The 23,744-nt window shown below is 62.3% G+C and carries 25 protein-coding genes and 1 pseudogene; 16 read left to right on the top strand and 10 right to left on the bottom strand.

Features of this window, described 5'->3' with window-relative positions:
- Positions 1 to 83: 83 nt before the first annotated feature.
- Together AB4Z16_RS07205 and AB4Z16_RS07200 are read left to right on the top strand one after the other, a co-directional pair.
- Entirely contained in the window at positions 84 to 1,283 is a 1,200-nt protein-coding gene (locus tag AB4Z16_RS07205) for a mandelate racemase/muconate lactonizing enzyme family protein (RefSeq protein WP_441510645.1), read from the top strand.
- Between the two features lie 10 nt (positions 1,284 to 1,293).
- The gene (locus tag AB4Z16_RS07200; protein ID WP_441510644.1) at positions 1,294 to 2,061 is read left to right on the top strand and encodes an SDR family oxidoreductase; all 768 of its coding nucleotides are present in this window, start codon (positions 1,294 to 1,296) and stop codon (positions 2,059 to 2,061) included.
- A 53-nt stretch (positions 2,062 to 2,114) separates the two neighbouring features.
- On the opposite strand, the gene AB4Z16_RS07195 is transcribed toward AB4Z16_RS07200, so the two are convergent.
- Both AB4Z16_RS07195 and AB4Z16_RS07190 read right to left on the bottom strand, forming a co-directional pair.
- Positions 2,115 to 2,867, bottom strand: a complete 753-nt coding sequence (locus AB4Z16_RS07195; RefSeq protein WP_441510643.1) for an autotransporter domain-containing protein — start codon at positions 2,865 to 2,867, stop codon at positions 2,115 to 2,117.
- A gap of 82 nt (positions 2,868 to 2,949) precedes the next feature.
- Positions 2,950 to 3,849 carry a LysR family transcriptional regulator gene (locus AB4Z16_RS07190; protein ID WP_441510642.1) on the bottom strand — a complete coding sequence of 300 codons (900 nt, stop codon included), beginning with the start codon at positions 3,847 to 3,849 and terminating at the stop codon, positions 2,950 to 2,952.
- 528 nt (positions 3,850 to 4,377) lie between these two features.
- On the opposite strand from AB4Z16_RS07190, the gene AB4Z16_RS07185 reads away from it, so the two are divergent.
- The 11 genes from AB4Z16_RS07185 to AB4Z16_RS07135 all read left to right on the top strand — a co-directional run bounded on the left by AB4Z16_RS07185 (position 4,378) and on the right by AB4Z16_RS07135 (position 13,119).
- A complete protein-coding gene (locus AB4Z16_RS07185) occupies positions 4,378 to 5,346 on the top strand; it encodes an alpha/beta fold hydrolase (RefSeq protein WP_441510641.1) in 969 nt (322 codons plus the stop codon).
- A gap of 43 nt (positions 5,347 to 5,389) precedes the next feature.
- Complete coding sequence (locus AB4Z16_RS07180) at positions 5,390 to 6,355, top strand: MBL fold metallo-hydrolase (RefSeq protein ID WP_441510640.1); 966 nt, start codon at positions 5,390 to 5,392, stop codon at positions 6,353 to 6,355.
- 52 nt (positions 6,356 to 6,407) lie between these two features.
- Positions 6,408 to 7,415, top strand: a complete 1,008-nt coding sequence (locus AB4Z16_RS07175; RefSeq protein ID WP_441510639.1) for an alpha/beta fold hydrolase — start codon at positions 6,408 to 6,410, stop codon at positions 7,413 to 7,415.
- A gap of 68 nt (positions 7,416 to 7,483) precedes the next feature.
- The gene (locus AB4Z16_RS07170) at positions 7,484 to 7,930 is read left to right on the top strand and encodes a DUF6130 family protein (protein ID WP_441510638.1); all 447 of its coding nucleotides are present in this window, start codon (positions 7,484 to 7,486) and stop codon (positions 7,928 to 7,930) included.
- 3 nt (positions 7,931 to 7,933) lie between these two features.
- Positions 7,934 to 8,944 carry a dicarboxylate transporter/tellurite-resistance protein TehA gene (gene tehA, locus AB4Z16_RS07165; protein ID WP_441510637.1) on the top strand — a complete coding sequence of 337 codons (1,011 nt, stop codon included), beginning with the start codon at positions 7,934 to 7,936 and terminating at the stop codon, positions 8,942 to 8,944.
- 3 nt (positions 8,945 to 8,947) lie between these two features.
- Entirely contained in the window at positions 8,948 to 9,772 is an 825-nt protein-coding gene (locus tag AB4Z16_RS07160) for an alpha/beta fold hydrolase (protein WP_441510636.1), read from the top strand.
- Positions 9,773 to 10,025: 253 nt separating this feature from the next.
- On the top strand, positions 10,026 to 10,679 hold the full coding sequence (locus tag AB4Z16_RS07155) for a pyridoxamine 5'-phosphate oxidase family protein (RefSeq protein WP_441510635.1): 654 nt from the start codon (positions 10,026 to 10,028) through the stop codon (positions 10,677 to 10,679).
- Positions 10,672 to 11,421, top strand: coding sequence for an SDR family NAD(P)-dependent oxidoreductase (locus AB4Z16_RS07150; RefSeq protein WP_441510634.1), 750 nt, complete (start codon positions 10,672 to 10,674; stop codon positions 11,419 to 11,421). Before AB4Z16_RS07155 ends, AB4Z16_RS07150 begins: the two co-directional genes overlap by 8 nt.
- Before the next feature lie 72 nt (positions 11,422 to 11,493).
- Positions 11,494 to 11,958, top strand: coding sequence for a nuclear transport factor 2 family protein (locus AB4Z16_RS07145; RefSeq protein ID WP_441510633.1), 465 nt, complete (start codon positions 11,494 to 11,496; stop codon positions 11,956 to 11,958).
- A gap of 328 nt (positions 11,959 to 12,286) precedes the next feature.
- Positions 12,287 to 12,661, top strand: a complete 375-nt coding sequence (locus AB4Z16_RS07140; RefSeq protein WP_441510632.1) for a creatininase family protein — start codon at positions 12,287 to 12,289, stop codon at positions 12,659 to 12,661.
- Positions 12,661 to 13,119 carry a GNAT family N-acetyltransferase gene (locus tag AB4Z16_RS07135; RefSeq protein ID WP_441510720.1) on the top strand — a complete coding sequence of 153 codons (459 nt, stop codon included), beginning with the start codon at positions 12,661 to 12,663 and terminating at the stop codon, positions 13,117 to 13,119. The genes AB4Z16_RS07140 and AB4Z16_RS07135 overlap by 1 nt, the downstream gene beginning before the upstream one ends.
- A 161-nt stretch (positions 13,120 to 13,280) precedes the next feature.
- On the opposite strand, the gene AB4Z16_RS07130 is transcribed toward AB4Z16_RS07135, so the two are convergent.
- The gene (locus AB4Z16_RS07130; protein ID WP_441510631.1) at positions 13,281 to 14,504 is read right to left on the bottom strand and encodes a benzoate/H(+) symporter BenE family transporter; all 1,224 of its coding nucleotides are present in this window, start codon (positions 14,502 to 14,504) and stop codon (positions 13,281 to 13,283) included.
- A 112-nt stretch (positions 14,505 to 14,616) separates the two neighbouring features.
- Here AB4Z16_RS07130 and pdxR point away from each other — a divergent pair, with 112 nt between their 5' ends.
- Positions 14,617 to 16,107 carry a MocR-like pyridoxine biosynthesis transcription factor PdxR gene (gene pdxR / locus AB4Z16_RS07125; protein WP_441510630.1) on the top strand — a complete coding sequence of 497 codons (1,491 nt, stop codon included), beginning with the start codon at positions 14,617 to 14,619 and terminating at the stop codon, positions 16,105 to 16,107.
- A gap of 297 nt (positions 16,108 to 16,404) precedes the next feature.
- On the opposite strand, the gene AB4Z16_RS07120 is transcribed toward pdxR, so the two are convergent.
- Positions 16,405 to 16,653, bottom strand: a complete 249-nt coding sequence (locus tag AB4Z16_RS07120; RefSeq protein WP_441510629.1) for a hypothetical protein — start codon at positions 16,651 to 16,653, stop codon at positions 16,405 to 16,407.
- A 94-nt stretch (positions 16,654 to 16,747) separates the two neighbouring features.
- Here AB4Z16_RS07120 and AB4Z16_RS07115 point away from each other — a divergent pair, with 94 nt between their 5' ends.
- Both AB4Z16_RS07115 and AB4Z16_RS07110 read left to right on the top strand, forming a co-directional pair.
- Positions 16,748 to 17,002 carry a hypothetical protein gene (locus AB4Z16_RS07115; protein ID WP_441510628.1) on the top strand — a complete coding sequence of 85 codons (255 nt, stop codon included), beginning with the start codon at positions 16,748 to 16,750 and terminating at the stop codon, positions 17,000 to 17,002.
- A 182-nt stretch (positions 17,003 to 17,184) separates the two neighbouring features.
- The gene (locus tag AB4Z16_RS07110; RefSeq protein WP_441510627.1) at positions 17,185 to 19,158 is read left to right on the top strand and encodes a methyl-accepting chemotaxis protein; all 1,974 of its coding nucleotides are present in this window, start codon (positions 17,185 to 17,187) and stop codon (positions 19,156 to 19,158) included.
- On the opposite strand, the gene AB4Z16_RS07105 is transcribed toward AB4Z16_RS07110, so the two are convergent.
- The 6 genes and pseudogenes from AB4Z16_RS07105 to AB4Z16_RS07080 form a co-directional block, all read right to left on the bottom strand.
- A complete protein-coding gene (locus AB4Z16_RS07105; RefSeq protein ID WP_441510626.1) occupies positions 19,155 to 19,412 on the bottom strand; it encodes a TRIC cation channel family protein in 258 nt (85 codons plus the stop codon). The genes AB4Z16_RS07110 and AB4Z16_RS07105 overlap by 4 nt on opposite strands.
- A gap of 233 nt (positions 19,413 to 19,645) precedes the next feature.
- Positions 19,646 to 19,879, bottom strand: a complete 234-nt coding sequence (locus tag AB4Z16_RS07100) for a TOBE domain-containing protein (protein WP_441510625.1) — start codon at positions 19,877 to 19,879, stop codon at positions 19,646 to 19,648.
- Positions 19,880 to 19,991: 112 nt separating this feature from the next.
- Positions 19,992 to 20,222 (bottom strand): annotated as a pseudogene (locus tag AB4Z16_RS07095) (transposase); the annotation flags it as partial.
- Positions 20,223 to 20,296: 74 nt separating this feature from the next.
- Entirely contained in the window at positions 20,297 to 21,154 is an 858-nt protein-coding gene (locus tag AB4Z16_RS07090) for an ABC transporter permease (RefSeq protein WP_441510624.1), read from the bottom strand.
- Positions 21,151 to 22,071, bottom strand: coding sequence for an ABC transporter permease (locus AB4Z16_RS07085; protein WP_441510623.1), 921 nt, complete (start codon positions 22,069 to 22,071; stop codon positions 21,151 to 21,153). The genes AB4Z16_RS07090 and AB4Z16_RS07085 overlap by 4 nt, the downstream gene beginning before the upstream one ends.
- A gap of 25 nt (positions 22,072 to 22,096) precedes the next feature.
- Positions 22,097 to 23,743, bottom strand: coding sequence for a hydantoinase B/oxoprolinase family protein (locus AB4Z16_RS07080; RefSeq protein WP_441510622.1), 1,647 nt, complete (start codon positions 23,741 to 23,743; stop codon positions 22,097 to 22,099).
- Between the last annotated feature and the right edge of the window lies 1 nt (position 23,744).

The raw sequence follows: 23,744 nt of genomic DNA, 5'->3' as shown, positions 1-23,744 counted from the left end.
GCGCTCATGGGCAGCCCGCGCAGCAAGCGAACAAGGCGCTCCCGAGATCGTCTCGCAGAAGAGCGCAGCTCCGGGAGGCTGATTTGAAGATCACCGCGATCGAAACGCTGCGGACGGACGAGTTCGCCAATGTTCTCTGGGTCCGCGTGCACACCGATGCCGGAGTCATCGGCCTCGGCGAGACCTTCTACGGTGCCGCCGCCGTCGAGGCGCATCTCCATGACACCCTCGCCATGCGGTTGCTCGGCAAGAACCCGCTGCATATCGAGGCGCTGCACAAGGAGATGACGAACCTGCCGATGGCGCAGGCCTCGACTGGCGTGGAGTCTCGCGCCACATCTGCGGTCGACATTGCGCTGTGGGACATCTTCGGCAAGGTCTGCGGCCAGCCGGTGCATCAGATGCTTGGTGGCCTGTGTCGCGACCGGCAGCGCATCTACAATACCTGCGCCGGCTACCGCTATGTCCGCTCGCAGAACATCAAGCCAGTCTCGACCTGGAACCTCGGCGAGACGCAAGGCCCCTACGAAGATCTGGACGGCTTCATGAACCGCGCCGACGCGGTGGCCGAGAGCCTGTTGGAGCAGGGCATCACCGCGATGAAGATCTGGCCTTTCGATCCGCCCGCGATCGAGAACCAGGGCCTTTTCATCACGCCCGAGCAGATGCGGAAGGCATGTGAGCCTTTCGAGAAGATCCGCAGGGCAGTAGGCGACAAGATCGAGATCATGGTCGAGATGCATTCGCTCTGGAACCTGCCGACCGCGATCAAGATCGCGCGGTTTCTGGAGCAGTATGAGCCGAGTTGGTACGAGGATCCGATCCGGATGAACTCGCCGCAGGCGCTGGCCGAGTTCGCGCGCTCGACGACGGTCTCGGTGACTGCGAGCGAGACGCTGGGCTCGCGCTTCCCCTACAAGGACATGCTCGACCGCGACGCGATGCATGTGGTGATGGCGGATCTCTGTTGGACCGGCGGCCTGACCGAGGGCCGCAAGATCGCGGCGATGGCCGAGACCTATCACCGCCCCTTCGCGCCGCATGACTGCATCGGCCCGGTCGGCTTCGTCGCTGCGATCCATGCCTCCTTCAGCCAGCCGAACACGCTGATCCAGGAATCGGTTCGCGCCTTCTACACCGGCTGGTACAAGGAACTGGTCACCGAGATGCCGCGGATCGAGGGCGGCTATGTCTATCCGATGGAGGCGCCGGGCCTCGGCGTCGAATTGCTGGAGGCCGTGTTCCAGCGGCCTGATCTGCATCATCGTCGGTCGAGCCTCTGAGGTTTCCGGGATGACCAATCCGTTGTTCGATCTCACCGGGCGCACCGCCCTCGTCACGGGTTCCTCACGGGGCCTCGGGAGGGCGATGGCTGAAGGACTTGCGGCCGCCGGCGCAAGCGTCCTGATCAACGGCACCGACTCCAGCCGCGTCGACGTGGCGGTGCGAGAAATGCGCGAGGCCGGCTTCCAGGCCGCTCCGGCGGTATTCGACGTGACCTCCGAGGAGCAGATTGTGCAGACCTTCGCCGGCTTCGATGCTGCAGGCATCGCGGTCGACATCCTCGTCAACAATGCCGGCATTCAGTTCCGCAAGCCGATGGTCGAACTGGCGACGGCCGACTGGCAGCGCGTGATCGACACGAACCTGACGTCGGCCTTCATCATCGGCAGGGAAGCGGCAAAGCGGATGATCGCGCGCGGCCACGGCAAGATCATCAACATCGGCTCGCTGACCAGCGCGCTGGCGCGCGCGACCGTCGCGCCCTACACCGTCGCCAAAGGTGGCATCAAAATGCTGACCCAGGCCATGGCGGCCGAATGGGCCGAGCATGGCATTCAGGCCAATGCGATCGGCCCCGGCTATATGCTGACCGATATGAACCAAGCGCTGGTCGACAATCCGACCTTTGATGCGTGGGTCAAAGGCCGCACGCCATCAAAACGCTGGGGTAGGCCCGAAGAACTGATCGGTGCGGCGGTATTTCTTGCTGCCCCTGCATCGAATTACGTCAACGGGCAGATCATCTACGTCGACGGAGGAATGAGTTCGGTTCTGTAAGTTGCAGATGCGCTCCATAAGCCAGATATTCCGGGCGTTCGATATCGTCCGAGTTATCCGGGCAGGGCGCGCACCGCTGCCCCCACGCAGATGATCAACATCATCGCCGGCACCGCCCAGCGCAAATGCCAGCGCAGGTCCGCGGCATGGCCGCGCCAGCGAGAGCCGGGGTGGGCGATGGCGACCGAGAGGACGATCTCGAACATCAGCACCACGACAAGATAGAGGTAACCCAGCGAAATCATCTCGGCCACGGGAGTGTTGAGAGAGACCGAGCCGGGAAACGAGGATTCGAAGGTAAAGCTGATTGCGGCGAGGGCCAGCAGCGAGGAGAAGATCAGTCCGCCCTTGTCCTGCTCGTTAAAGCCCGGGGTCCACAGCACGAACAATGAGACCGCGGGCACGGCGATGATGGGAATGAAAACGCGCAGATGATAGCGCTCCGCATAGCGCGCGATCGTCACCGTCGTGTTGAGGCGCGAATAGGAGCGCGCGTTCCACCCGATCGCCAGATCGTTGGTGAAACGCAAGCCGACGGGCCGCCAGCCGACGACCGAAAGCGCATCCTCGACTCCCGAAAACGGCCGGTCCGCCCCTGTCGTCAGAACGATCGCCGCCAATGGTGTCGATAGCCGGGCGCCGACCAGGGATCGGGCGGAGGTCTGGTTTTGGCCGCGCAAGGTCAGGGCGAAAGCGCCGGCCTGGGTCTCGGTCAGGCTGTGCTGCTGGAAATAGTTCAGGCTGACGCCGGCTTCAGGCGACAGGTCGAGACCGGCAAGCGAGGTGAGCCGATAACCGGCGATCATGGCCGAAGACGCCATAGCCGCTGCCCTCGCCATGCGCGACCCGCTGGATGTTGCCGAGCTGGATCGTCCTGCGGAGGTCCGTCTACGGGCCGGTGAGGCGAGCCTTGAGGCGCGGGGTCGTCCAATTGAGAAAGGCACGCAGTTTGAGCGGCATGGGTTTTCGCTCCGCGTATACAATGTGGATGGGCATCGGTTTCGGCTCAAATGCCTCAAGTACGATGGTCAGGAGGCCTGCACGCCTTGCTGCCTCCATTTTGTAAGACATAACCCTCGCGATGCCCGATCCAGCAATGGCTGCCCCCACGGCTGCCTCGGAAGTATTCACGGTGAGTCTCGACCGAATCTGCTCGCCGACCTCCTTGTTGTCTCTGATGAACTTCCAACTGCGCGGCGCGCCAAAATCATCGATCGTTATGCAATCATGACCTGAGAGATCTTCAAGTCTTTCCGGGTGTCCGCGCGCTGAAAGATACGCAGGGCTTGCACAGGCCACGAGCCGGACAGAGCCGATCCGAGTCGCTATCATACTGCTGTCCGCAAGGGGCCCAATACGGATCAAGACGTCGATGTGGTCTTCCAGCGGTCGAAGCACGCGGTCGGTTAACAAGAGTCTGAGTGCGATATCGGGATAAGCCGTAAGGAATTCACTGGCGATGGGCAGCAAGTGTAGGTGCCCTAGTCCCCACGGCGCAGTGACCGTAAGGTCTCCACTAGGTGTTCTATATTCTCCGGACACCTCTCTCTCGGCATCTTCTACCTGCTCTATAATCCGTCGGCAAGCTTCAACGTAAGATTTTCCGGCATCGGTCAATGTCATTTGCCGTGAAGACCTTTGGAATAGTTCGGTGTTCAGGTGCGCCTCGAGTTCGGCGAGCTTGCGGCTTACGGTCGCGACCGGCATAGCCAGCTTACGGGAGGCTGCGGAAAGACTCCCCACCTCAGCCACAGCGATAATGATCGACATCGATTCCAGGCGATTCATGCGCTGATCGCTCTTTCATGTTTGAAAAGAACCTTCTCAAATTTATGGACTGCCCTCGTGTGCCGCAATCGTCTAATCACGGCGGGGCGGCACGAGCTTGTTAGCGCCCTTAAGGCGATCGTTATTGGCCGACTTCGTGCCACGGATGAATCTCAGTCTATGCGTGAATATTTGTTGTGACTGGCCGGCGAGCCGGCAGCTTGTTTGACGAGTAGTCAGCAACTCCACGCGGCGCGCCAACGTTCAGTCTGCTTGTAATTCGAAGACTTCTATGGAGCGCCGATGAACCCAGTTTCACTTGGGCCTCGTGGGTTCGGCATTCCGGCGACTTTGGAATTTGGCGCATGTCGCGCGGGGCGTCCACAGATCCGATCAGAGCGCTTAACCAATTCTCACGTATTTGTACTCAGCTCGCAAAAGTTTAAATTTATCAAAACGGTCGTAAAATTTAATATATATGGCCGTGCAATGGGCGAATATCGCCGTTACACGATTGCTCCCATAATTAGATCATGGAGAAAAATGCGCATGACTCACGATTTTCCGCTTAAATTCTCTCGAAGAGCGATTTTGGCGGGCACAAACGGCATTCTGATTTTCTCCGCATTGACGTGCCCGGGAAATTACTTGATGGCGCAGCCGGTATCGCGTGCCTCTCAGAGGGGCAAGAACATGAATACAATAACAACAAAAGACGGCACAAAGATTTTCTTCAAAGATTGGGGCCGTGGTCCCGCGATCGTCTTTTCTCATGGCTGGCCGCTGACCGCCGATGCGTGGGACCCCCAGATGTTCTTTATGATGTCGCGCGGTTTCCGCTGCATTGCCCACGACAGGCGCGGTCATGGCCGGTCCAGCCAGCCCGCGAACGGGAACGACTTCGACACATATGCCGACGATCTTTCCGCCCTGTTGGAAGAGCTTGAGCTCAAGGACATTGTGTTGGTCGGACACTCCGTCGGCGGTGGGGAAGTGACAAGGTATATGGGCCGGCACGGCACGCGCCGCGTTTCCAAAGCCGTTCTTGTGTCGGCCATACCCCCGCTCATGCTGAAAACGCCTGCCAACCCCAGCGGCCTACCCATCGAGGTCTTCGACACTACGCGCGCCAGCCTCGCCGCTAGCCCCACCCAATTCTACAGAGATCTCGGCGACGGTCCGTTCTATGGCGCCAACCGCCCGGGCTCGAAGGTGCCGCAAGGTGTGAAGGACGCCTTCTGGCTGATGAGCATGCAAGCCGGGTTGATGAATGCCTATGAGTCCATCAAGGCGTTCTCGGAGACGGATTTCACCGAGGATCTCAAGAAGATCAACGTACCCACGCTGATCGTGCATGGTGACGACGACCAGAACGTCCCGATCGCGGACTCGGCGCTTCTGTCGTCGAAGCTGATCAGGCAGGCGACCTTGAGAGTCTATCCGGGCGCTCCGCACGGCCTGACGACTACGCATGCAGACCAATTCAACTCGGACCTGCTTGCCTTTCTGAAGGCTTGAGGTCGGCTCGCTGCCCGCTGTCCTGCAACCGAACGAGGTCGCCATGACTGCTCTGTCGCGCTCCATGTCTCGCCGGCACTTCTGCCTCTGTTGCGTTGCCGCATCCGGTGCCGCCGCCCGTGGATGGCTCAGCCCGTGCGAGGCCTATGCCGAAGCGCGCGGCCTCGTCAGCCTGATCAAGGACAGCGCGGCCGCCGCGCCCATCGTCACCCATAAGCTGCGCAACAATATCAGCGTGCTCGAGGGTTCGGGCGGGAATGTCGCCGTGGTGACCGGGCCGGACGGCAAGGTGCTCGTCGACGCCGGCATCGGCGTCTCGCGCCCGCAGATGACAAAGGCTTTGGCCGATTTGTCCGCGGATCCCGTCACGCATCTGATCAACACGCATTGGCATTTCGATCATGCCGATGGCAACACTTGGCTGCACGAGCTCGGCGCGAAGATCATCGCCCAGGAGAACACCCAAAAATACCTGTCGCAGGTCCAGCGGGTCGCCGATTGGGACTATAACTTCCTGCCTCTGCCGCAGGGAGGCGTTCCCGACGATGTTTTCGCCAGCACGCGCTCCCTCAAGCTCAATGGAGTATCAATCAAGCTGAAATATTACGGCCCGGCGCATACCGACGGCGACATCTCCGTCACCTTTGCCGAAGCCGACATCGTCCATCTCGGTGATACTTTCTGGAACGGCATCTATCCCTTTATCGACTATTCGACTGGCGGCAGTATCGACGGGATGATCGCCGCATCCGACGCCAACCTGGCGGCCACCACTGACAAGACGATCATTATTTCCGGCCACGGCAAGCCGGTCAGCAGCAGGGCCGAACTCAAGGACTTTCGCGACATGCTGGTCGCGATCCGGGAGAACGTCGCCAAGCTCAAGCAACAAGGCCGGTCGCGGGACGAGACTGTCGCCGCCAGGCCCACCGCCGCCTTCGATGCCAGATGGGGCAACTTTCTCATCGATCCCGCCTTCTTTACCCGCTTGGTCTACGCGGGCGTGTGAGTGCCGATCGCCAGCCATCCCGACTTCGCAGGAGTCCGACCTGGAGGATCAGATGAACACCGAGAGCATTTCCCAACGATCTCCCGCAGTCGATCGCCGCGGACTCCTGGTCGGGCTTTCGGTCCTGGCCGCCGGAACTGCGGCAGCGCAGGCAACTCCCACGGCCGAGCTGCGCCAGAGCAACGCCCAAGCCGGTTCGCCCTTAACCCGCTACCATACCAGGACTGTCGATGGGGTCGGGATCTTCTACCGCGAAGCGGGGCCGGCAGACGGGCCGGTCGTGCTGCTGTTGCACGGTTTCCCGACCTCGTCGCATATGTATCGCAACCTGATCCCCGCGCTCGCGGATCGCTATCGCGTCATCGCGCCTGATTATCCCGGCTATGGCCAGAGCGACATGCCCGACCGCGCCACATTCGCCTATACGTTCGATCGCTTTGCGCAACTCGTCGACGGACTGCTCGATCAGCTCGGCGTGGCGCGCTACGCGATGTATGTGATGGACTATGGGGCGCCCGTCGGCTGGCGGCTAGCCCTCCAACACCCCGAGCGGATTACGGGCCTCATCGTCCAGAACGGCAATGCCTATGACGAGGGGCTCAAGGAATTCTGGGACCCGATCAAGGCCTATTGGTCGGATCACTCGGAAAGTCATCGCAAAGCCCTTTATGTGCTGGTCACCCCGGAGATCACGAAGTTCCAGTACACTGACGGTGTGGCGGATCTCAGCCGCATCTCACCCGACAACTGGGTTCACGACCAGGCGCTACTCGACCGGCCGGGTAATGCCGATATCCAGATGGACATCTTCTATGATTACCGCACCAATCTGCCACTATACCCTGCGGTACAGGCCTATTTTCGTAACCACCGGCCACCGACTCTGATCGTCTGGGGCAAGAACGACAAAATTTTTCCGGCTGACGGCGCCCATCCCTACAAGCGCGACCTGCCGGAGGTCGAATTCCATCTCCTCGACACCGGCCATTTCGCGCTCGAAGACAAGGCCGACGAGATGGTCCCACTGATCCGCGACTTCCTCCAGCGCAAAGTCGGGTAGCAGCCAGCTTCACAGGCTCTCAACCCGGGCAATTTCGTAGTTTCGGCGACAGTCGTGGAGCAACCGCTATGAACCCGGCTCCGAAAAATTTCGTACCAATGGCCACATCCATGCCCATCGTTGGGGCAGCTTCGGTTCGGACGGCCAGGGCAATTCTCGGTCCATCGCCGCTGATCGCCATCCAAGATGAGCCCGCGCCCAAGCTCATCGTAGACCAGCCGCTAGAAGGGCCATTGTCGCGAGGGTCGGTATTCATCCAGTATCGGACCGAGAATCTTCGCATCGCCCCGGTGTTCGGAGCGGGCGCGCTGGACGTGTCGCCGCGGGTTGGCCATGTCCATATCACCGTTGACGACGCTCCGTGGCATTTCGTCGACTCGAGCGGCGAGACTATTATCGTTGTCGGCCTGAAACCCGGGCCGCATCAGGTTCTTGTCGAGCTGGCGGACCCCACCCACAGGGTCATTACCAGCGAGACCGTTACGTTCACCGTGCCCGAGCGCGGGAACCGCTGAGCCATGCGCACTCCTTCCGTTCCAGCGTCATTTTTCGGGGTGGTTCTTGGTCTGGCAGGGCTCGGTGGCGCCTGGCGGTTGGCCCACCGGATCTGGGGAATGCCGCCCATCGTGGGAGAAATGCTGATGCTGCTCGCGAGCCTGATCTGGGTATGTCTCCTCCTGCTCTACTTTATGAAATGGCTTCTCGCGCGCGATGAGGCCATCGCCGAGCTCGACCATCCTGTGCAGTGCTGCTTCGTCGGGCTGATCGGTGTCTCGACCATGCTGATCGGACTGGCAACGCTTCCCTATTCCGCCACCGCGGCCAGGATCCTCACGCTGCTCGGCGCGTTGCTAACGTTAGCTTTCGCGTTGTGGCGAACCGGACGGCTCTGGCACGGCGAACGTGATCCCGGCACGACGACGCCGGTTCTCTACCTGCCCCTCGTCGCGGGCGCCTTCGTCAGTGCAACGGCTCTGGCAGCCATCGGGCACTCAGATTGGGGGCAACTTGCTCTCGGTGCCGGCTTCTTCTCTTGGCTGGCGATCGAATCCGTCCTGCTGCATCGGCTTTATACGGGGCCCGCGCTTCTGCCGGCTCTTCGTCCGACGCTCGGCATTCAGCTCGCCCCGCCAGTCGTGGGCCTGATCGCATACCTCAGTGTGTCCGAGGGAAGCCCCGATATCGTCGCCCATGCGCTTCTTGGATATGGCCTGCTGCAGGCGCTTCTGCTCCTCCGCATGTTGCCCTGGATCATGCAACAATCTTTCGCGCCTTCCTATTGGGCCTTCACCTTCGGGGCGACCGCGCTTGGGGCAGCGCCGCTGCGCATGATCGAGCACGGAGAAACGGGCGCCGCGGCTGTTCTGGCCCCGTACCTGTTCATCGGCGCGAACCTGACCGTCGGGTTGATCGCGATCGCCTCGATCCTGCTCGTCGCTCGACCGTGGTTCTCTGCCACTTCGTCCCTGTCGCCGGCGTCGCGCAGGGTGTCGCCAAACCGTAGTTCAAAGCTCGAAATAGGAGAGTGAACCATGCCCACGATCACAACCAAGGACGGCACGGAAATCTTTTACAAGGCCTGGGGCAAGGGCCAACCGATCGTCTTCCACCATGGCTGGCCGCTCAGTGCCGATGACTGGGATAACCAGATGCTGTTCTTCCTGCAGCACGGCTATCGCGTCATTGCGCATGACCGCCGCGGCCATGGTCGATCGACACAAACGGCCATCGGCAACGAGATGGACACCTACGCCGACGATGTTGCGGAACTCGCGGCAGCGCTGGATCTCAACGCCGCCATTCACATCGGCCACTCGACCGGCGGCGGTGAAGTAGCGCGTTATCTCGGTCGCCATGGCACTCGGCGCGCAGCCAAAGCAGTGCTCATCAGTGCGGTTCCGCCGATCATGGTGAAGTCTGACAAAAACCCTGGCGGCCTGCCGATCGAGGTATTCGACGGCTTCCGCGCCACCCTCGCAGCCAACCGCGCTCAGTTCTATATCGACGTGCCCATGGGCCCCTTCTATGGGTTCAACCGACCAGGAGCGGCAATATCGCAAGGGGTCATCAACAATTGGTGGCGTCAGGGCATGATTGGCGGCGCCAAGGCCCATTACGACTGCATCAAGGCTTTCTCTGAGACCGACTTCACGGAGGATCTCAAGAAGATCGATATACCCGTGCTGGTCATGCATGGCGACGATGACCAGATCGTCCCGTTCGCCGACGCGGCGCCCCTCTCGGCCCAGCTGCTGAAGAACAGTGTCCTCAAGGTCTACAAGGGCTTCCCGCACGGCATGTGCACCACCCATGCGGACGTCATCAATCCGGAGTTGCTCGCCTTCATTAAAGGATAATCCGGCGATCGGGGGGAGTTCTTGGCGCCAAGTGCTTGTTTCCCCAATGGTTCCAGCCCCGACATCGACCGTCGCAGACCGGGATCAAAGGACGAATGACATGCCTGTCGGCTTCGGTCTAACCGCGACGGCACCTGAGGTCGCCGTCCGTTCCATCGCTACTATGCCTAGCGTTCGTTCTTCGAGTTTTATCCAGAGATAATCACCGAAGGCGCAGCATGTTCGGTCATGCCTCCGAATAGGGAGCGGTCAAATGGGCGATAGATACGCTGATATTGCTTTCACAGGGACGGTCAAGGCTTTCCAGCAGCGGATGGGCAGCCGCGACCTCTATCAGCGAATTGAAGGAGGACCGGCCAGCGATGGCGGGCTGAGCCAAGCCGAGACCGCCTTCGTAGCAGAGCGTGATCACTTCTATATCGCGTCAGTGTCCGAGACCGGTTGGCCATATGTGCAATTTCGGGGCGGGCCGCCGGGATTTCTACGCGCGCTCGACGATAAAACGCTCGGCTTCGCGGATTTTCGCGGCAACCGGCAGTATATCACCGCCGGCAACATCGCGACGGATGATCGCGTGGCGCTTCTCCTCCTGGACTATGTCAGCCGACGACGCCTCAAGATATTCGGCCGCATGCGCATCGTCGCCATGGACGAGGACGCGTCGCTGGAGGAGCGAATCACAATGGTCGGTTACCCCGCGATCGTCGAGCGTGCAGCCCTGATCACGGTGGAGGCATTCAACTGGAACTGCCCGCAACACATCACCCCTCGCTTCACGGCTGCGGAGTGCGGCGTCCTTTTGGAAGGGGCGCAACCAGGTCGGCGTGCGATGTCCAGCGAGAACGACAAGCCACCATCAGTTCGTCGTGATGCACCGAATCCAGCCGAGGAGCGCTCCGATGGGTAGACTTCAGGGCAAAGTCGCCGTGATCACCGGCGCCAATAGCGGCATCGGGTTGGCTAGCGCCAAGCTCTTCGCACAGGAGGAGGCTCGCGTTTTTATGACAGCGCGTCGCAGCAAAGAACTCGATGCGGCGGTCGCCGACGTGGGAAGCAACGCCCGCGGCATTCCGAGCGATGTCTCCAACCTTGCCGATCTGGACCGCCTATTTGCGATCGTACATGACGAGGCTGGCATGATCGATGTCCTGTTTGCCAACGCTGGCGGCGGCGAGTTCGCCCCGCTCGGCTCTATCACCACCGAGCATTTCGACAAGACATTCTCGACCAATGTCAGAGGAACGCTATTCACCGTCCAGAAGGCTCTTCCTCTGCTCAAGGACGGAAGCTCGATCATTCTTACTGGTTCCACCACGGCATTAACCGGTACACCAGCCTTCAGTGTTTACAGCGCAAGTAAAGCCGCGATTCGAAACTTTGCTCGCTGCTGGATTCTCGACCTCGCTCCTCGAAAAATCCGAGTCAATGTGCTTGTGCCCGGCGCCACTTCGACGCCTGGCTGGCATGATCTTGCGAGCTCTGAGGAGAGCCATGAGGAAATGATCGCGTTCGTGAAGTCGACGACACCGCTCGGACGGCTTGGCGGTCCGGAGGAAGCTGCGCGGGCCGCTCTCTTCCTTGCCTCAGACGACAGCAGCTTCGTTACCGGGAGCGAGCTTTTCGTCGATGGTGGTTCGGCTCAAATTTAACAATGCGCGGCGCGTCGACATCGATCCCGCGCAATCCAATGCCGTCCTGCGTTTCTTACAGGGATCCACACTATGTCACGACCTCCCTTACCCCCGTTCACAGAGCAGACAGCCATCGAGAAAGTGCGACTGGCCGAGGATGGTTGGAACACTCGCGAACCCGCCAAGGTCGCGCTCGCCTATACGATTGACAGCACCTGGCGAAACCGCGCCGAGTTCATCAATGGACGCGTCGAGATTGAGGCCTTTCTTGCCCGGAAATGGACGCGTGAACTCGACTACCGGCTGATCAAGGAGCTCTGGGCCTTCACCGGCAACCGGATCGCGGTGCGCTTCGCCTACGAGTTCCATGACGACAGCGGCACGTGGTTCCGGGCTTACGGAAACGAGAACTGGGAGTTCGATGGAGACGGGCTGATGCGCCGACGGCTCGCCTGCATCAACGAGCATCCGATCGCAGAGGCGGATCGCAGGTTTAAATGGCCTCTCGGCCGGCGCCCAGACGACCACCAGGGTCTCAGTCATTTCGGGTTCTGAGGATGGCAGCCCCTGTGTCGCGGGGAGAAGTCGACCGCTGCGATACACTTCCGGAGCTACATCGTCATTGGCCCCGCGCAAGCAGTTCGGATGTCGACCGGCCCTCGGGCTGGTCGACTCTCGCCAATGACGGAGGACTCCATGAAAGCGACCCTAGCCTGCGCCTTCGCTGTCATCGCCGCTACGCTAGGCGTATCGGCCTACGTTTCTGCACAGGCCCCGACGGATAGGGGATCACCGATCTATAATGTGACGCTTCCCGAAGGATATCGCGACTGGAAACTCGTCAGCGTCGCCCAATGCCCTGACGCAGGAGACTGGGCTGGCGGTGGCGAGCACGACCTACACGCTCTTGCCTAATCAGCAGAGCGCTCTGGAGGCGATCCTCGAAGATCAGCTGATCCTGCAGCATGCCTGCGAGGCCGAAACCTCCATGATGATGGCCGTAAGGCCCGATCTGGTTCGGGCCGATCGGTTGGGGGAAGCATTTCAACCCGGGTACAGCAAAGGCGATGTATCACCGCTCAACGATCCCCTGCTGCTTTGGACCTCCTTCAAGGATTTCTGCCCCAGCGGCGTTCGCGGCGACGCCCGGCGCGCTTCGGCGGAAAAGGGCGAGCGCATCCTCACGATTGCGGCGGAGCTGCTGGCCGCGAAACTCATCGCCGGCGAACCGTGGAGCAGGCAGGGAGAGGCTGCGTGATGGATATTGCAATCAGAAATGTCGAGCGACGCGACTTCGAACAATGGCGGGCGTTGTGGGACGGCTATAATAGTTTCTATGGTCGAGCCGGCCAGACCGCGCTGCCGGGCGACATCACACTGACCACCTGGGCACGTTTTTTCGACTCCTACGAGCCGGTCCACGGTCTGGTCGCGGAGTGTGCCGGCGAACTCGTCGGCATCACGCACTACATCTTCCATCGCAGCACGACGATGATCGGGCCGGCCTGCTATCTGCAGGACCTGTTCACGCGAGAGGCCGTAAGGGGCAAGGGCGTCGGCCGGAGGTTGATCGCTGGCGTCTACGAGCGTGCTGGCCATGCTGGTGCCCCGCGCGTCTATTGGCACACGCATGAAAGCAATGCGACCGCACGCGGGCTCTATGACGATGTCGCCTTGCGCTCTGGCTTCATTGTCTATCGCAAGGACCTGGCCTGATTCCGGCATTATCCGCCTACACGGGAGAGAGCGATCCGACCGGAGTGCGCTCTCTCGAAACTGCGCTGCACGGCTCTCGATGGGCGAGAGCTTTCGTGTCCCGCTTGAAACCAGGCACATCACGGTCTCCGACCCGAAACGGGAAGCGCGTGGCTCTGCCGTCACTTCGCAGCGGCCCCGTTCCCGGCCAGCCCGTTGCGCGGCAAGCGACTATTCAGAACGAAATGGGCGAGGAGCCCGATGATCAGCCCCCAGAACGCTCCGCCAACCCCAAGCAGCTTGATGTTCGCTGCCGAGGCCAGGAAGGTGATAAGCGCTGCTTCGCGGGACGTCGGATCGGCCATCGCTCCCGCAAGGCTTCCGCCAATCGTCCCGAGCAACGCCAGGCCAGCGAGCGTGGTGATGAAGGTTGCCGGAAACGCCATGAAGACGGCAGCGAGCGTGACACCGAAGATCCCCACGAGCACATAGAAGCAGCCCGCTGCGATACCCGCGATCCAGCGCTTCGACGGATCGATGTGAGCTTCTTTGCCCGTAGCGATTGCAGCTGTGATCGCTGCGATGTTGAAGGCATGGGACCCGAACGGAGCCATGACGAGCGAGCCGAGGCCCGTCACGGTGACGATCGGGTTGGCGCTGGTCTTGAAACCGTCATTCCGGAGCACGAGCATCCCCGGCATGTATTGACCGCTCAAAGTGATCAGGAAGAGCGGCAGCGCGATCGACAGGAGAGCGTTCAGCGAGAAAGCCGGCATGGTGAAGACGGGCATCGCGAAGGCCGGCTTCAGCCCCGACAGATCGACGCGTCCCTGTATGAGCAGGAGCCCCAGTCCGATGACCAGGATGCCGACCACGGCATAGCGCGCTGAGAACCGCTTCAGCACCACGTAGGCGACGATCAGCAAGCCAACGAGCAGCGGATCGATGCTCGCACTGCCGAACGCGCCGATGCCGAATTGGAGCAGGATACCGGCCAGCAAACCGGAAGCGATACCCGGCGGGATCAACCGGATAACTTTCTCGAAATAGCCCGACAGCCCCAGCGCGACGAAGGCCGCTGCCGAGACCATGTAGGCTCCGACGGCTTCGGCATAAGGCGTGCTGCCGAGCGCGGCGACGAGAAAACCAGCCGCTGGCGTCGACCAGACTGTGATGATTGGCTCTCGGTAGCGCCAGCTCAGAAATAGACCCGTCACTCCCACGCCGATCGAGACAGACCAGACCCAGGAAGCTGTCAGTTCGGGGCTCAACCCTGCGACCTTCGCGGCTTGGAAGACCAGAATGAAGGTGCCGCCATAGTTGACGATAACGGAGATCAGGCCAGCGACTACTGGATGCGGCAGGTCGTTCAAGCGAATGGAAGAAGATGCAGTGCGAGGCGACATGATCCTGAAAAAACCTCCTGGAGCCCCGCGCGCGGGACGGCAAACCGTATTGACACATAGCCAGTGAATGGCTCGGTGTTCCCATCCATTTTGATCAAGGGGTTCAGACCATTTGTTCAGGCATTCCCAGTTGGAATCCGCGAAGGCGTGGATCGCTCATCCTGCTCACGCGGCCATGCCCCTGCATGAGCGAATCCAGCGCGCCATTCGGCAGCTGATCGTCGATGGCGCGCTTGGACCGGGAAAGCCTTTGCCAGCCTCGCGAGCCCTCGCCGCATCGCTGGGCGTGTCGCGGGATACCGTCGAAGCAGCATATGGCCGGCTTCATGCCGAAGGCTTCATCGAGCGCCGTGTCGGCAGCGGTAGCTTCGTGGCACAGATCTCGGAGTTCACGGCCGGCCATCGGGCCGTTCGAAGGGAAGCTTTACTGCGCCACCAGGCTCCCAATCTCAGCAAGCGCGGAAATGCAATGTTCAGCAGCGGCGGGGTGCGCGAGATGCTGTCGCCGCGGCCTTTCGCACCCGGGGTTCCGGAAACCCGGACCTTTCCACTTCAGCTCTGGGAGAGGCTGGAACGGCAGGTCCGGAGGGAGGCCGGAACCCAGGCACTGGCACATTCCGATCCGCAAGGGACCGAAGCGCTGCGCCGTGCCATCGCCGATTACGTGAACCTCGAACGCGGCGCGCGCGCCACGGCCGACCGGGTGCTGGTTCTCACCAGTTCACAGCAGGCCATGATGCTTTGCGCGAACATGTTGCTTGATCCTGGCGACCGGATTTTCATCGAAGACCCCGCCTATTACGGCGCCCGCAAGGGGTTCGATGCAGCCGGGCTGGAATGCGTTCCGATCCGGGTGGATCCACAGGGGATCGCCATCGAGCAGATCCTGGCTGCCTCCCGCAAGGCGAAAGCGGTTTCCCTGACGCCATCCCACCAGTTCCCGACCGGCGCGACTCTGGCGCTGGACCGGCGCCTGGCTTTGATCGAATGGGCCGCGCGGCATCAGGCCTGGATCATCGAGGACGATTACGACAGCGAATTCCACTATGCAGGCAAGCCGATGGCCTGCGTGCAAGGGCTCGATCGCCATGACCGGACGATCTATATTGGCACCTTCACTAAGTCGCTCTTTCCGGGCCTGCGGATCGGCTATGCCGTACTGCCGCCGCAACTGGTGAAGCCGATGACCGTCGCTCGCACTCTCCTCGATGGGCATTCCGCCCCGATGGCCCAACTGACGCTGGCCCGGTTCATCGAGGGCGGGCATTTCGGTGCCTATGTCCGCACCATGCGCGGCATCTATGCGCAGCGGCTCGATACGCTTGCAGATCTCGTCCGTAAGCACTTGGCCGACTTTATCGAGCCGCGCGTCCCCATCGGCGGGCTACAAATGCCTTGCCTACTGACGGGCGATCTATCCGAACGCATCGCCATCGATGCAGGGCGACGTTCCGGCATCGAGCTCCTGGGATTGTCCGCACTTCATGCCAGAAGCGATGCTGCCGCCGGGTTCCTAATGGGCTTTGCCGCCTATACGCCCATGGAGATCGAGATCGCGGTCAGGAAGCTGGTGCATGCGTTCCGGGCGATCGCCAAACCATAGCGCCAACTCGGGGCGGCAGCATTTTCCAGTCGGACGGCCCGAGCGCCGTTCCGTTTCGGTGTTCGATGACGCGGGTCATGTGGGCAGTAAGCCGAGAGCTGGAAGAACGCCTCGAGAAGCTGCTTGATCCATGCGGGGTGAGGCGCTCGTCACGATGCGGCCTGGCTTTCCAGCATCATGCCGACTGGGATGCTTTTCGTCCCGTCCATCGGGGGATCATCGGATAGATCGGTCGGCCCGCCCTAAGGGCCGCCGGTCGATTCTGAATGCCAGGGTTCTATGGTCATTGGTGCACAATTAATGCAGCGGTGTCCCAAAGCATTTGCGGAAAGCCTTTGCATCGACCGCATCGGGAAAACTTACACGGATCCGCCGATGATATGGCTCCCAGAGGATGCGAGCCTGATGAGGAATATGGCGCTCAATTAGCCATAGCCCGATGGCAAAGAGGCGCTCGTTCAGCGTGGCTGTGTCGAGGAGCAAGTCGACGTCGAAGTCGCCCTTGAGCCCAACCGGGGTCGTTACGGCGACGACAGCCTGATGCATGTCGCCCTCCTGCTTTTCAGGTGGGGATCGCGTTACGTTACGCCTGCCTTTCCGGCGTTTCCAACCACTCGGCGTAGGGCGTGTTCTTCACGAGATGGCGATTGAGGTCTGGGGCTCCGTCGCTCCACCAGACCGGCCCGCTCTCACCGACGGCGACCTTGGCGGAATCGACGCGAGCGCGTGCGGCTTTCAACTCGCCGTTTCCGCGCTTGGCTTCTTTGACAGCCCGCCGAGCATCCATCAGTTCGGCAACAAGCTGATGACGGCGGTCTACTGGCAGGTCAGGATTGGTGGATCGCCAAATAGCGACAATCCGGTGTCGCAGGACAGGCGGCCCTATCCTTCATGACGGGCGCGCGATCCTCCGTACGGATCTTGGAAGCCCAGCGCCTCAGGATTGGTACACATCCATCCGGTGCGCCTGGCAGCCGCACTCAAGACACAACACGCCTTAATGCGAGCGTTACCATTCTCCGCCACATTGAATTGTCCAGCAATCGCGCCCACTCATTTGGACGAGAGTTCACGCCAGTGAAGACGGATACCGCAAGGCCGGCTGGCCAGTTGCTGGCGCCCGACATGCGCGAAACCATCGGCAAACGTGCCCGCCTGATGGCCTGGAGTGGCCTGGTCGCCGCCGCCATCATTGCGGTGACTGCCGGCTTTGCGCTCTGGCAGGGGCGCCAGACTGCAACCGACGTATCACGGCAGCAGCTCAGTACGCTCGCGGCGCTGCTCTCTGAACAAACCCACCAGACGCTCGCGACTGCAGATCTGGTGTTGCGCGTCTGGTCCGAAGCCGCCGGTGAGACCGATATCGCGTCGCCTGGCGATATTCGTGCGAAGTTCGGCACGCGCCAGAATTTCGATGCTTTGATTGAGCGCACTCGCGCAATTCCGCAGATCGCAGCGGTGACGATCGTCGATATCAACGGCGAAGTCGTCAACTCGACACGGTCCTTTCCCCCACCCGCGGTCAGCCTGAAGGAAAGAGAATCCTTCCTGGCCCATATGGCCGATCCTGCGCTTGCGCTGCATTTGGCCGCCCCCGTCCTCGGCCAAAGCGCGTCAGGGGGGACGATGGCCTTGTCCCGCAAGATCAAGAACAGGAGCGGAGCCGTGGTCGGCCTTGCCATGGCCGAAATCGAGACTGGCTTCCTGAGTACCTTCTACGACAAAGCGCGGGCCGATCCGCTCGTCCATGTCGCGCTCTTTCGCCGTGATGGCGTGTTACTTGCCAGCCTGCCGAACAATGACGACGCTGTCGCTCTCTCGCCCGCCGGCCGTTCCGTCCTGTTCCACGACATGCCCGAGGCGGCCGAATCCATCGGAACCCTGTTCGTCGGGACCCAGATTGCCGGCCGTCGAGACAGCGAGCAGGGGCTGATCTTAGTGCAGGCTGTTCGCGATTACCCACTCCAGATCAGTATCGCGGCGCCTGGAGAGTTGGTCTTTCAGTACTGGAAGAAGCGCGCGCTACTCCTCGGCAGCATCGTCACCTTCTTCGTCTTTATGATTAGCCTCCTGACCATCTGGATCGCCAAGCTACTACGGCAGCACGGTGTCGTGCTTTCTGAACTAGCTGCTTCCGAAAAGACGGCCTCCGATCACATGCAGGAACTACAGCTCCGCGACGCGCGCGAGTCCCTGCTGCGGCGCGACGCCGCCATGAAATCCCGCGTGACAGCCTTCGACGCGCAATTGCGCAGTTCGCTCGACCGGCTCGGCCGTATGATCGAAAGTGTGGCGAGCCTGTCGCAGAGCATGATGGCGGCGGCCGGGCACGCGCGCCAAGGCAGCGAGCGGGCCGAGGTGGTCTCCAGCCGCGCAGCCGACCATGTCGCCAGCGTTGCTGCCGATGCCGAGAGCATTTCCAGCGCGGGGCACGAGATCGCGGCGCGCGTGGCGGCCTCGGTGAGCACCGCAGCCGACGTGATCGCGGAAGCCGACCAGACCGACCTTGCCATCGCGCAACTGGCGGAAGCGACGAACCAGATCGACAGCGTCTCAGCGCTGATCCGCGAAATCGCCAGCCAAACCAACCTGTTGGCGCTCAACGCCACGATCGAGGCGGCTCGCGCCGGCCAGGCTGGCCGTGGCTTTTCGGTCGTCGCCTCCGAGGTGAAGTCGCTGTCTGCGCAGACAAGCGGCGCGACCAACGAGATCAGTCGCCAGATCGAGGCGATCCAACTGGCGAGCCAACGCTGCATCGAGGCACTCCAGAGTATCCGGGGTCGGATGCTGGGCGCGCGCACGAGCGGTCAGGGTGTCTCCGACGAGATAGCCAAGCAGAGCCGCTCGACCACCCAGATCGCGTTGACCATCCGGGCGGCCGCAGACGATGCGCAAGGTGCTCTATCCAGCGCCAGGGCCGTGCGCCAGGCGACCGACTTGTCCAACACCAGCGCGACCGAGGTGATGGCGCTTGCTCGCGATCTCGATGGCGAAGCACGGCGGATCAGAAGTCAAGTCAGCGAGTTTTTCGGGGCACTCGACGCCGCTTAGCCGGACCCTGCCTCGGGACGGTTCGGCGCGGGGCGAGGAAATTCGGGCGGGATTCCGCTCGCCGGCCCCGGCGCAAGAAGCCGAGCCCGCGCGACGTCACGAGTGATGTCGCCAAAATTGCCGGTGACGAACGATAGGACGAGGATACCGAAGATATCGAGGCGGCGATTGACTGCGGCAACCGCCCCGCTGATCGCGAGTACGAAGGTGCCGCCCAGATCGAGAATTCGCACAAAGGTTTCGATGGCGATCATGACGAATCCGCCCGCGAAATCCTGGCGCATCCGGACGAAAGCACCGAACAGCATTCAAATGAGACCGATCTCCAATGCAACCTCTGATGGTCCGCCTCAGTCAAAGAATGGCTTCGTGTCGGCCGGATCTCGAATAGGCAAAACAGTTTAAAGGTAAACGGCGATCGCCTTCTGGTCCTCCCCGGTCAGCTGGCGCCACTTCGAGATGCAGGACGGGCTGATCTGCACCGCAATCATCTAGGAACGATGTGGACGCGCTCCTTGGACCACCCGATGCCACAGCGCTCCCCCCGAGCGAGCACTGGCATGTCGAGGCCTGGCACGCGGGCGCGCAGCTCCTGACCGGCGCTCTTGCCGATGACCAGGAAGCTGTCGCCGTAATTGACGATCTCGGCGACGGTGAAGCCGATGTCTTCGGGAGACTGCTCTTCTTTGGAGAGGCGGATGGTCTCCAGCCGCAGGAGCACGTGGACTGGAGTGCCCGGAGTGAGATCGTCGCGTCCAGCCGCGATCGAGCCGAACCTGGCATGGCCCTTCAGGGCTCAGGTCCATTGCGCCGCTGGATCGGAGCGCGGGACAGCGCTGCTTGTTCGCGTCTGCCCGGATCGGGCCGGCACCGACGGCGAAGATTTCGCCGTCGTCGAGCCTCTCCGCGATGCAGCGCCGCACGGTCGTCTTGAATAGCTCTCTCGAGAGATCGCTCTCGCGGAAGCGGCCGTGCCGGTTTTTCGAGAAAGTCGAGTGTTCGGGCACATCGCCTTCGAACCCGAGCCGGCAGAACCACCGATAAGCGAGGTTCAGATGCACTTCTGCGTGGCAACCTCAGGAATTGAGCCAATTCGGCTCAATCCTCGCGCGCAGACAGCCGCGCAAAGGTGTCGAAATCAGTGGCGATCCGCGCGTGGATCGAGCCAGTCTCGCAGCCAGTCGCCCAGGAGATTGACGCTTAGCACCGTGAGCATCAGCGCCAAGCCGGGCAGGGTGATGATCCACCACGCGCTGGCGATATAGGTGCGCCCGTCCGCCAGCATCCGGCCCCAGCTCGGGGAGGGCGGTTGGATGCCGAGGCCGAGGAAGCTCAGGCCCGCTTCGAGCACGATGGTGCGCGCGAGTTCGAGCGTCGCGACCACGAAGACTGGCGTCAGGACATTGGGCAGGATGTGGCGCAGCAGCAGGCGGGCATGGCCCGCCCCCATGGCCAGCGACGCCTGGACGAATTCCCGTTCCCGGACCGTCAAAACCTGGGCCCTGATGATGCGGGCGTAGCGGACCCAGCTTGTCAGGGCGAGCACGGCGATCAGGTTGTGCAGGCTGGGGCCGAGCGCGGCGACGACCAGAAGCGCCAGCAACATCAGCGGAAAGGCGAGCTGGATGTCGACCAGCCGCATCAGCACGCGGTCATACCAGCCGCCGAAATAGCCGGCGACGAGCCCGAGCAGCACGCCGACAATGCCGCCGAGAATCACGGCCGAGCCCGCGATCGTCAGGGTGACGCGGCTGCCAGCGATGATGCGGCTCAGAATGTCGCGACCGAGCTGGTCAGTGCCGAACGGATGGGCTCCCAGCCCGGCCCAGGAGAGCGTCGGCGCCAGCATGCGGGCGCGCAGATCGCCGCGCGTCGGATCGGGCAAGCCGAGCCAGGGCCCGGCGAGCGCCAGCGCCAGCAGCAGGATCAGCAGTCCGGCGCCGAGCAACCCCAACCAGTTCGCGCGCTGGCGGTGCAGGAACGAGAAAAGTCTCATGACGCCTGCCGGATGCGCGGGTCGATCAGGGTGTAGAGCAGGTCGACCAGAAGATTGACCACGACGAAGATCGTCGCGACGACGGCGACACCGGCCTGGACGACCGGAAAATCCTTGGTCTCGATCGCCTGCACGATCAACCGCCCGACGCCCGGCCAGGCGAAGACGGTCTCGGTCACGGCGGCGCCGCCGAGCAGCTCGCCGGCCAGGATACCGGTCATGGTCACCACCGGGATCAGCGAATTGCGGCCGACATGCCAGATATAGACCCGACGCGGTGCCAGGCCCTTGGCGTAGGCGGTGCGGACATAGTCGTCGCGCATCACGTCGAGCATGGAGGATCGCAGCAGGCGCGCGATGCTGGCCGTCGTAAAGCAAGCCAATGTCACGGAGGGCAGGACAAGGTTCTGCCATTCGCCGTAGCCACCCGTCGGAAACCAGCCGAGTTGCACCGCGAATAACAGAATCAGCATGATCCCGAGCCAGAAGGAGGGCGTCGCCTGGCCGAGCAGTGCTACCAGCAGGACCAGCCCCTCGATTGCGGAACCTCGATAGATCGCCGCGAGCGCGCCGGCCAGACCGCCGACCAGCACGCCGATCGACAGGGCGCAGCCGGCGAGGAGCGCCGTCGCGGGAAGCCGTTCGAGCACGACGTCGAGCGCCGGGCGGGCGAACTGGAAGGACTGGCCGAAATCGCCCTTCAACGCATGGAGCAGGAAGGTCAGATATTGCTGTAGAAGCGGCTGGTCGAGCCCGAGCTGCATGCGCAGCTCCTGCAATTGCGCCTCCGTCGCGCCGATCGGCAGCAGCAGCACGGCGGGGTCGCCGAGCAGCCGCGAGACGATGAAGACGATCGTCACCACGCCCCAGATCGCGATCAGGCCTTCGCCGAGGCGGGAGGTCAGGTGGCGCGGCATCCGGCGGCCTCCTTCACGACGGTCCTCAGAGCTTCAGCCCGTAGATCTCCACGGCGGCCTGCCGCGAGATGCGCTCCTCGCGCAGGTCGCGCTCGACCAGCGCACGGTCGCGCCGCTTCGGATCGCCGAAGCCGCCCCCGCCGGCAGCGACCATGCCGACCCATTCGCCCGGCTGCAGGATGCCGGCGCGACGGTCGAGCGGCTTGGCGCCGGGCGACAGCTCGACGCGGGCGGTGAGGCCGTCCTGGCCGCCCTTGAGGCCAAAAGGGGGCACGATGCTGTTGGTGCCGCCGGCCGAGATGCGGGCGGTGTGGTCGAGCATCTCGACGCGCCGCCGCAAGGTCATGCCGCCGCGGTATTCGCCTGCGCCGCCGGAATCCTGCACCAGCTCGTAGCACTTCACCATGACGGGGTGCTCGATCTCGAGCGCCTCGATCGGCAGGTTGGCGGTGTTGGTCGTGTTCACCTGCACGCCGTCGAGCCCGTCCTTGTCGGCGCGCGCGCCCATGCCGCCGCCATGCATCTCGTTATAGACGTAGAAGCGGCCAGTGCGCGGATGGATGCCGCTGGTGGTCAGCAGCGTGCCGCCGGTCGAGGCTGCGGCGATGCGTTCGGGCACCACATCGGCGAGCGCGGCGAAGATCATGTCGACGAGGCGCTGGCCGATATCGGTGCGGCTGTAGACGGCCGCCGGCGGCGTCGAATTGAGCACCGAGCCCAGCGGAGCGGAGACATGGATCGGCCGGTGAAAGCCGGCATTGGCCGGCAGATCGGGATCGACGATCGCCTTCACCGCGAAATACACCGTGGCCAGCAGCGCCGTGTAGACCATGTTGATCGGCGCGCGTACCTGTGGCGGCGCGTCGGGGAAGTCGATGGAGATCTCGTCGCCCTTGACCTCGATCACGACCTTCAAGTCCATCACGCCATCGACGAGGTTGCTGTCGAAGTCGTGGCGGAAGCTGTAGGTGCCGTCCGGAATCTGCGCGATGCCGGCGCGCGTGCGCCGCTCGGTATAGTCGAGCACCTGCGCGCCGGCGGCACGCACCGTCTCGGCGCCGTATTTGTCGCAGAGCGCCTGGTAGCGCTGCACGCCGAGGCGGTTGGCCGCCATCTGGGCCCGGAAGTCGTTGATGCGCTCGCGCGGCACCTGGCAATTCAGCAGGATGAGCTGCATCAAATCTTCCTGCAGCACGCCCTCGCGATAGAGCCGCACCGGCGGGATGCGCAAACCTTCCTGGAATATATGGGCGTGGCCGCGGTCGACGAAGTCGGAGTGGTGGGCGAGGTTCGTCACCCAGGCGACGAGCTTGTCGCCATGGAAGATCGGCTCCAGGAAGACGATATCATTGAGATGCGTGCCGCCGCCGGTATAGGCGTCGTTGCCGACGAAGACGTCGCCGGGCCTGACCGTCGAGAGGTCGTGGTTCTTGAAGACGTGGTCGGCGATGCCGAGCAGCGAGCCCAGATGCACCGGGATATGCTCGGCCTGGGCGATGGTATGGCCTTGGGCGTCGAACAGCGCGGTCGAGCAGTCCTGCCGCTCCTTGATGTTGGTCGAATAGGCCGCACGGATGATGGCCTTGCCCATCTCCTCGACGATGGTGGTGAGTGCGCTGCCGATGACTTCGACGGTGATCGGATCGAGCTGTGTCTTGACTGTGTCCAGCATG

The organism is Allobosea sp. TAF32 (assembly GCF_052113585.1).
Classification (GTDB): domain Bacteria; phylum Pseudomonadota; class Alphaproteobacteria; order Rhizobiales; family Beijerinckiaceae; genus Allobosea.
This window is presented reverse-complemented; position numbering and strand designations above follow the sequence as displayed.

Bases quoted from the DNA above. Each gene is read 5' to 3' on its own strand.
- AB4Z16_RS07200 (WP_441510644.1), top strand. From the start codon at position 1,294: ATGACCAATCCGTTGTTCGATCTCACCGGGCGCACCGCCCTCGTCACG.
- AB4Z16_RS07195 (WP_441510643.1), bottom strand. From the start codon at position 2,867: ATGATCGCCGGTTATCGGCTCACCTCGCTTGCCGGTCTCGACCTGTCG.
- AB4Z16_RS07190 (WP_441510642.1), bottom strand. From the start codon at position 3,849: ATGAATCGCCTGGAATCGATGTCGATCATTATCGCTGTGGCTGAGGTG.
- AB4Z16_RS07185 (WP_441510641.1), top strand. From the start codon at position 4,378: ATGACTCACGATTTTCCGCTTAAATTCTCTCGAAGAGCGATTTTGGCG.
- AB4Z16_RS07180 (WP_441510640.1), top strand. From the start codon at position 5,390: ATGACTGCTCTGTCGCGCTCCATGTCTCGCCGGCACTTCTGCCTCTGT.
- AB4Z16_RS07175 (WP_441510639.1), top strand. From the start codon at position 6,408: ATGAACACCGAGAGCATTTCCCAACGATCTCCCGCAGTCGATCGCCGC.
- AB4Z16_RS07170 (WP_441510638.1), top strand. From the start codon at position 7,484: ATGAACCCGGCTCCGAAAAATTTCGTACCAATGGCCACATCCATGCCC.
- tehA (WP_441510637.1), top strand. From the start codon at position 7,934: ATGCGCACTCCTTCCGTTCCAGCGTCATTTTTCGGGGTGGTTCTTGGT.
- AB4Z16_RS07160 (WP_441510636.1), top strand. From the start codon at position 8,948: ATGCCCACGATCACAACCAAGGACGGCACGGAAATCTTTTACAAGGCC.
- AB4Z16_RS07155 (WP_441510635.1), top strand. From the start codon at position 10,026: ATGGGCGATAGATACGCTGATATTGCTTTCACAGGGACGGTCAAGGCT.
- AB4Z16_RS07150 (WP_441510634.1), top strand. From the start codon at position 10,672: ATGGGTAGACTTCAGGGCAAAGTCGCCGTGATCACCGGCGCCAATAGC.
- AB4Z16_RS07145 (WP_441510633.1), top strand. From the start codon at position 11,494: ATGTCACGACCTCCCTTACCCCCGTTCACAGAGCAGACAGCCATCGAG.
- AB4Z16_RS07135 (WP_441510720.1), top strand. From the start codon at position 12,661: ATGGATATTGCAATCAGAAATGTCGAGCGACGCGACTTCGAACAATGG.
- AB4Z16_RS07130 (WP_441510631.1), bottom strand. From the start codon at position 14,504: ATGTCGCCTCGCACTGCATCTTCTTCCATTCGCTTGAACGACCTGCCG.
- AB4Z16_RS07120 (WP_441510629.1), bottom strand. From the start codon at position 16,653: ATGCATCAGGCTGTCGTCGCCGTAACGACCCCGGTTGGGCTCAAGGGC.
- AB4Z16_RS07115 (WP_441510628.1), top strand. From the start codon at position 16,748: ATGGCGATTGAGGTCTGGGGCTCCGTCGCTCCACCAGACCGGCCCGCT.
- AB4Z16_RS07105 (WP_441510626.1), bottom strand. From the start codon at position 19,412: ATGATCGCCATCGAAACCTTTGTGCGAATTCTCGATCTGGGCGGCACC.
- AB4Z16_RS07090 (WP_441510624.1), bottom strand. From the start codon at position 21,154: ATGAGACTTTTCTCGTTCCTGCACCGCCAGCGCGCGAACTGGTTGGGG.
- AB4Z16_RS07085 (WP_441510623.1), bottom strand. From the start codon at position 22,071: ATGCCGCGCCACCTGACCTCCCGCCTCGGCGAAGGCCTGATCGCGATC.
- AB4Z16_RS07080 (WP_441510622.1), bottom strand. From the start codon at position 23,743: ATGCTGGACACAGTCAAGACACAGCTCGATCCGATCACCGTCGAAGTC.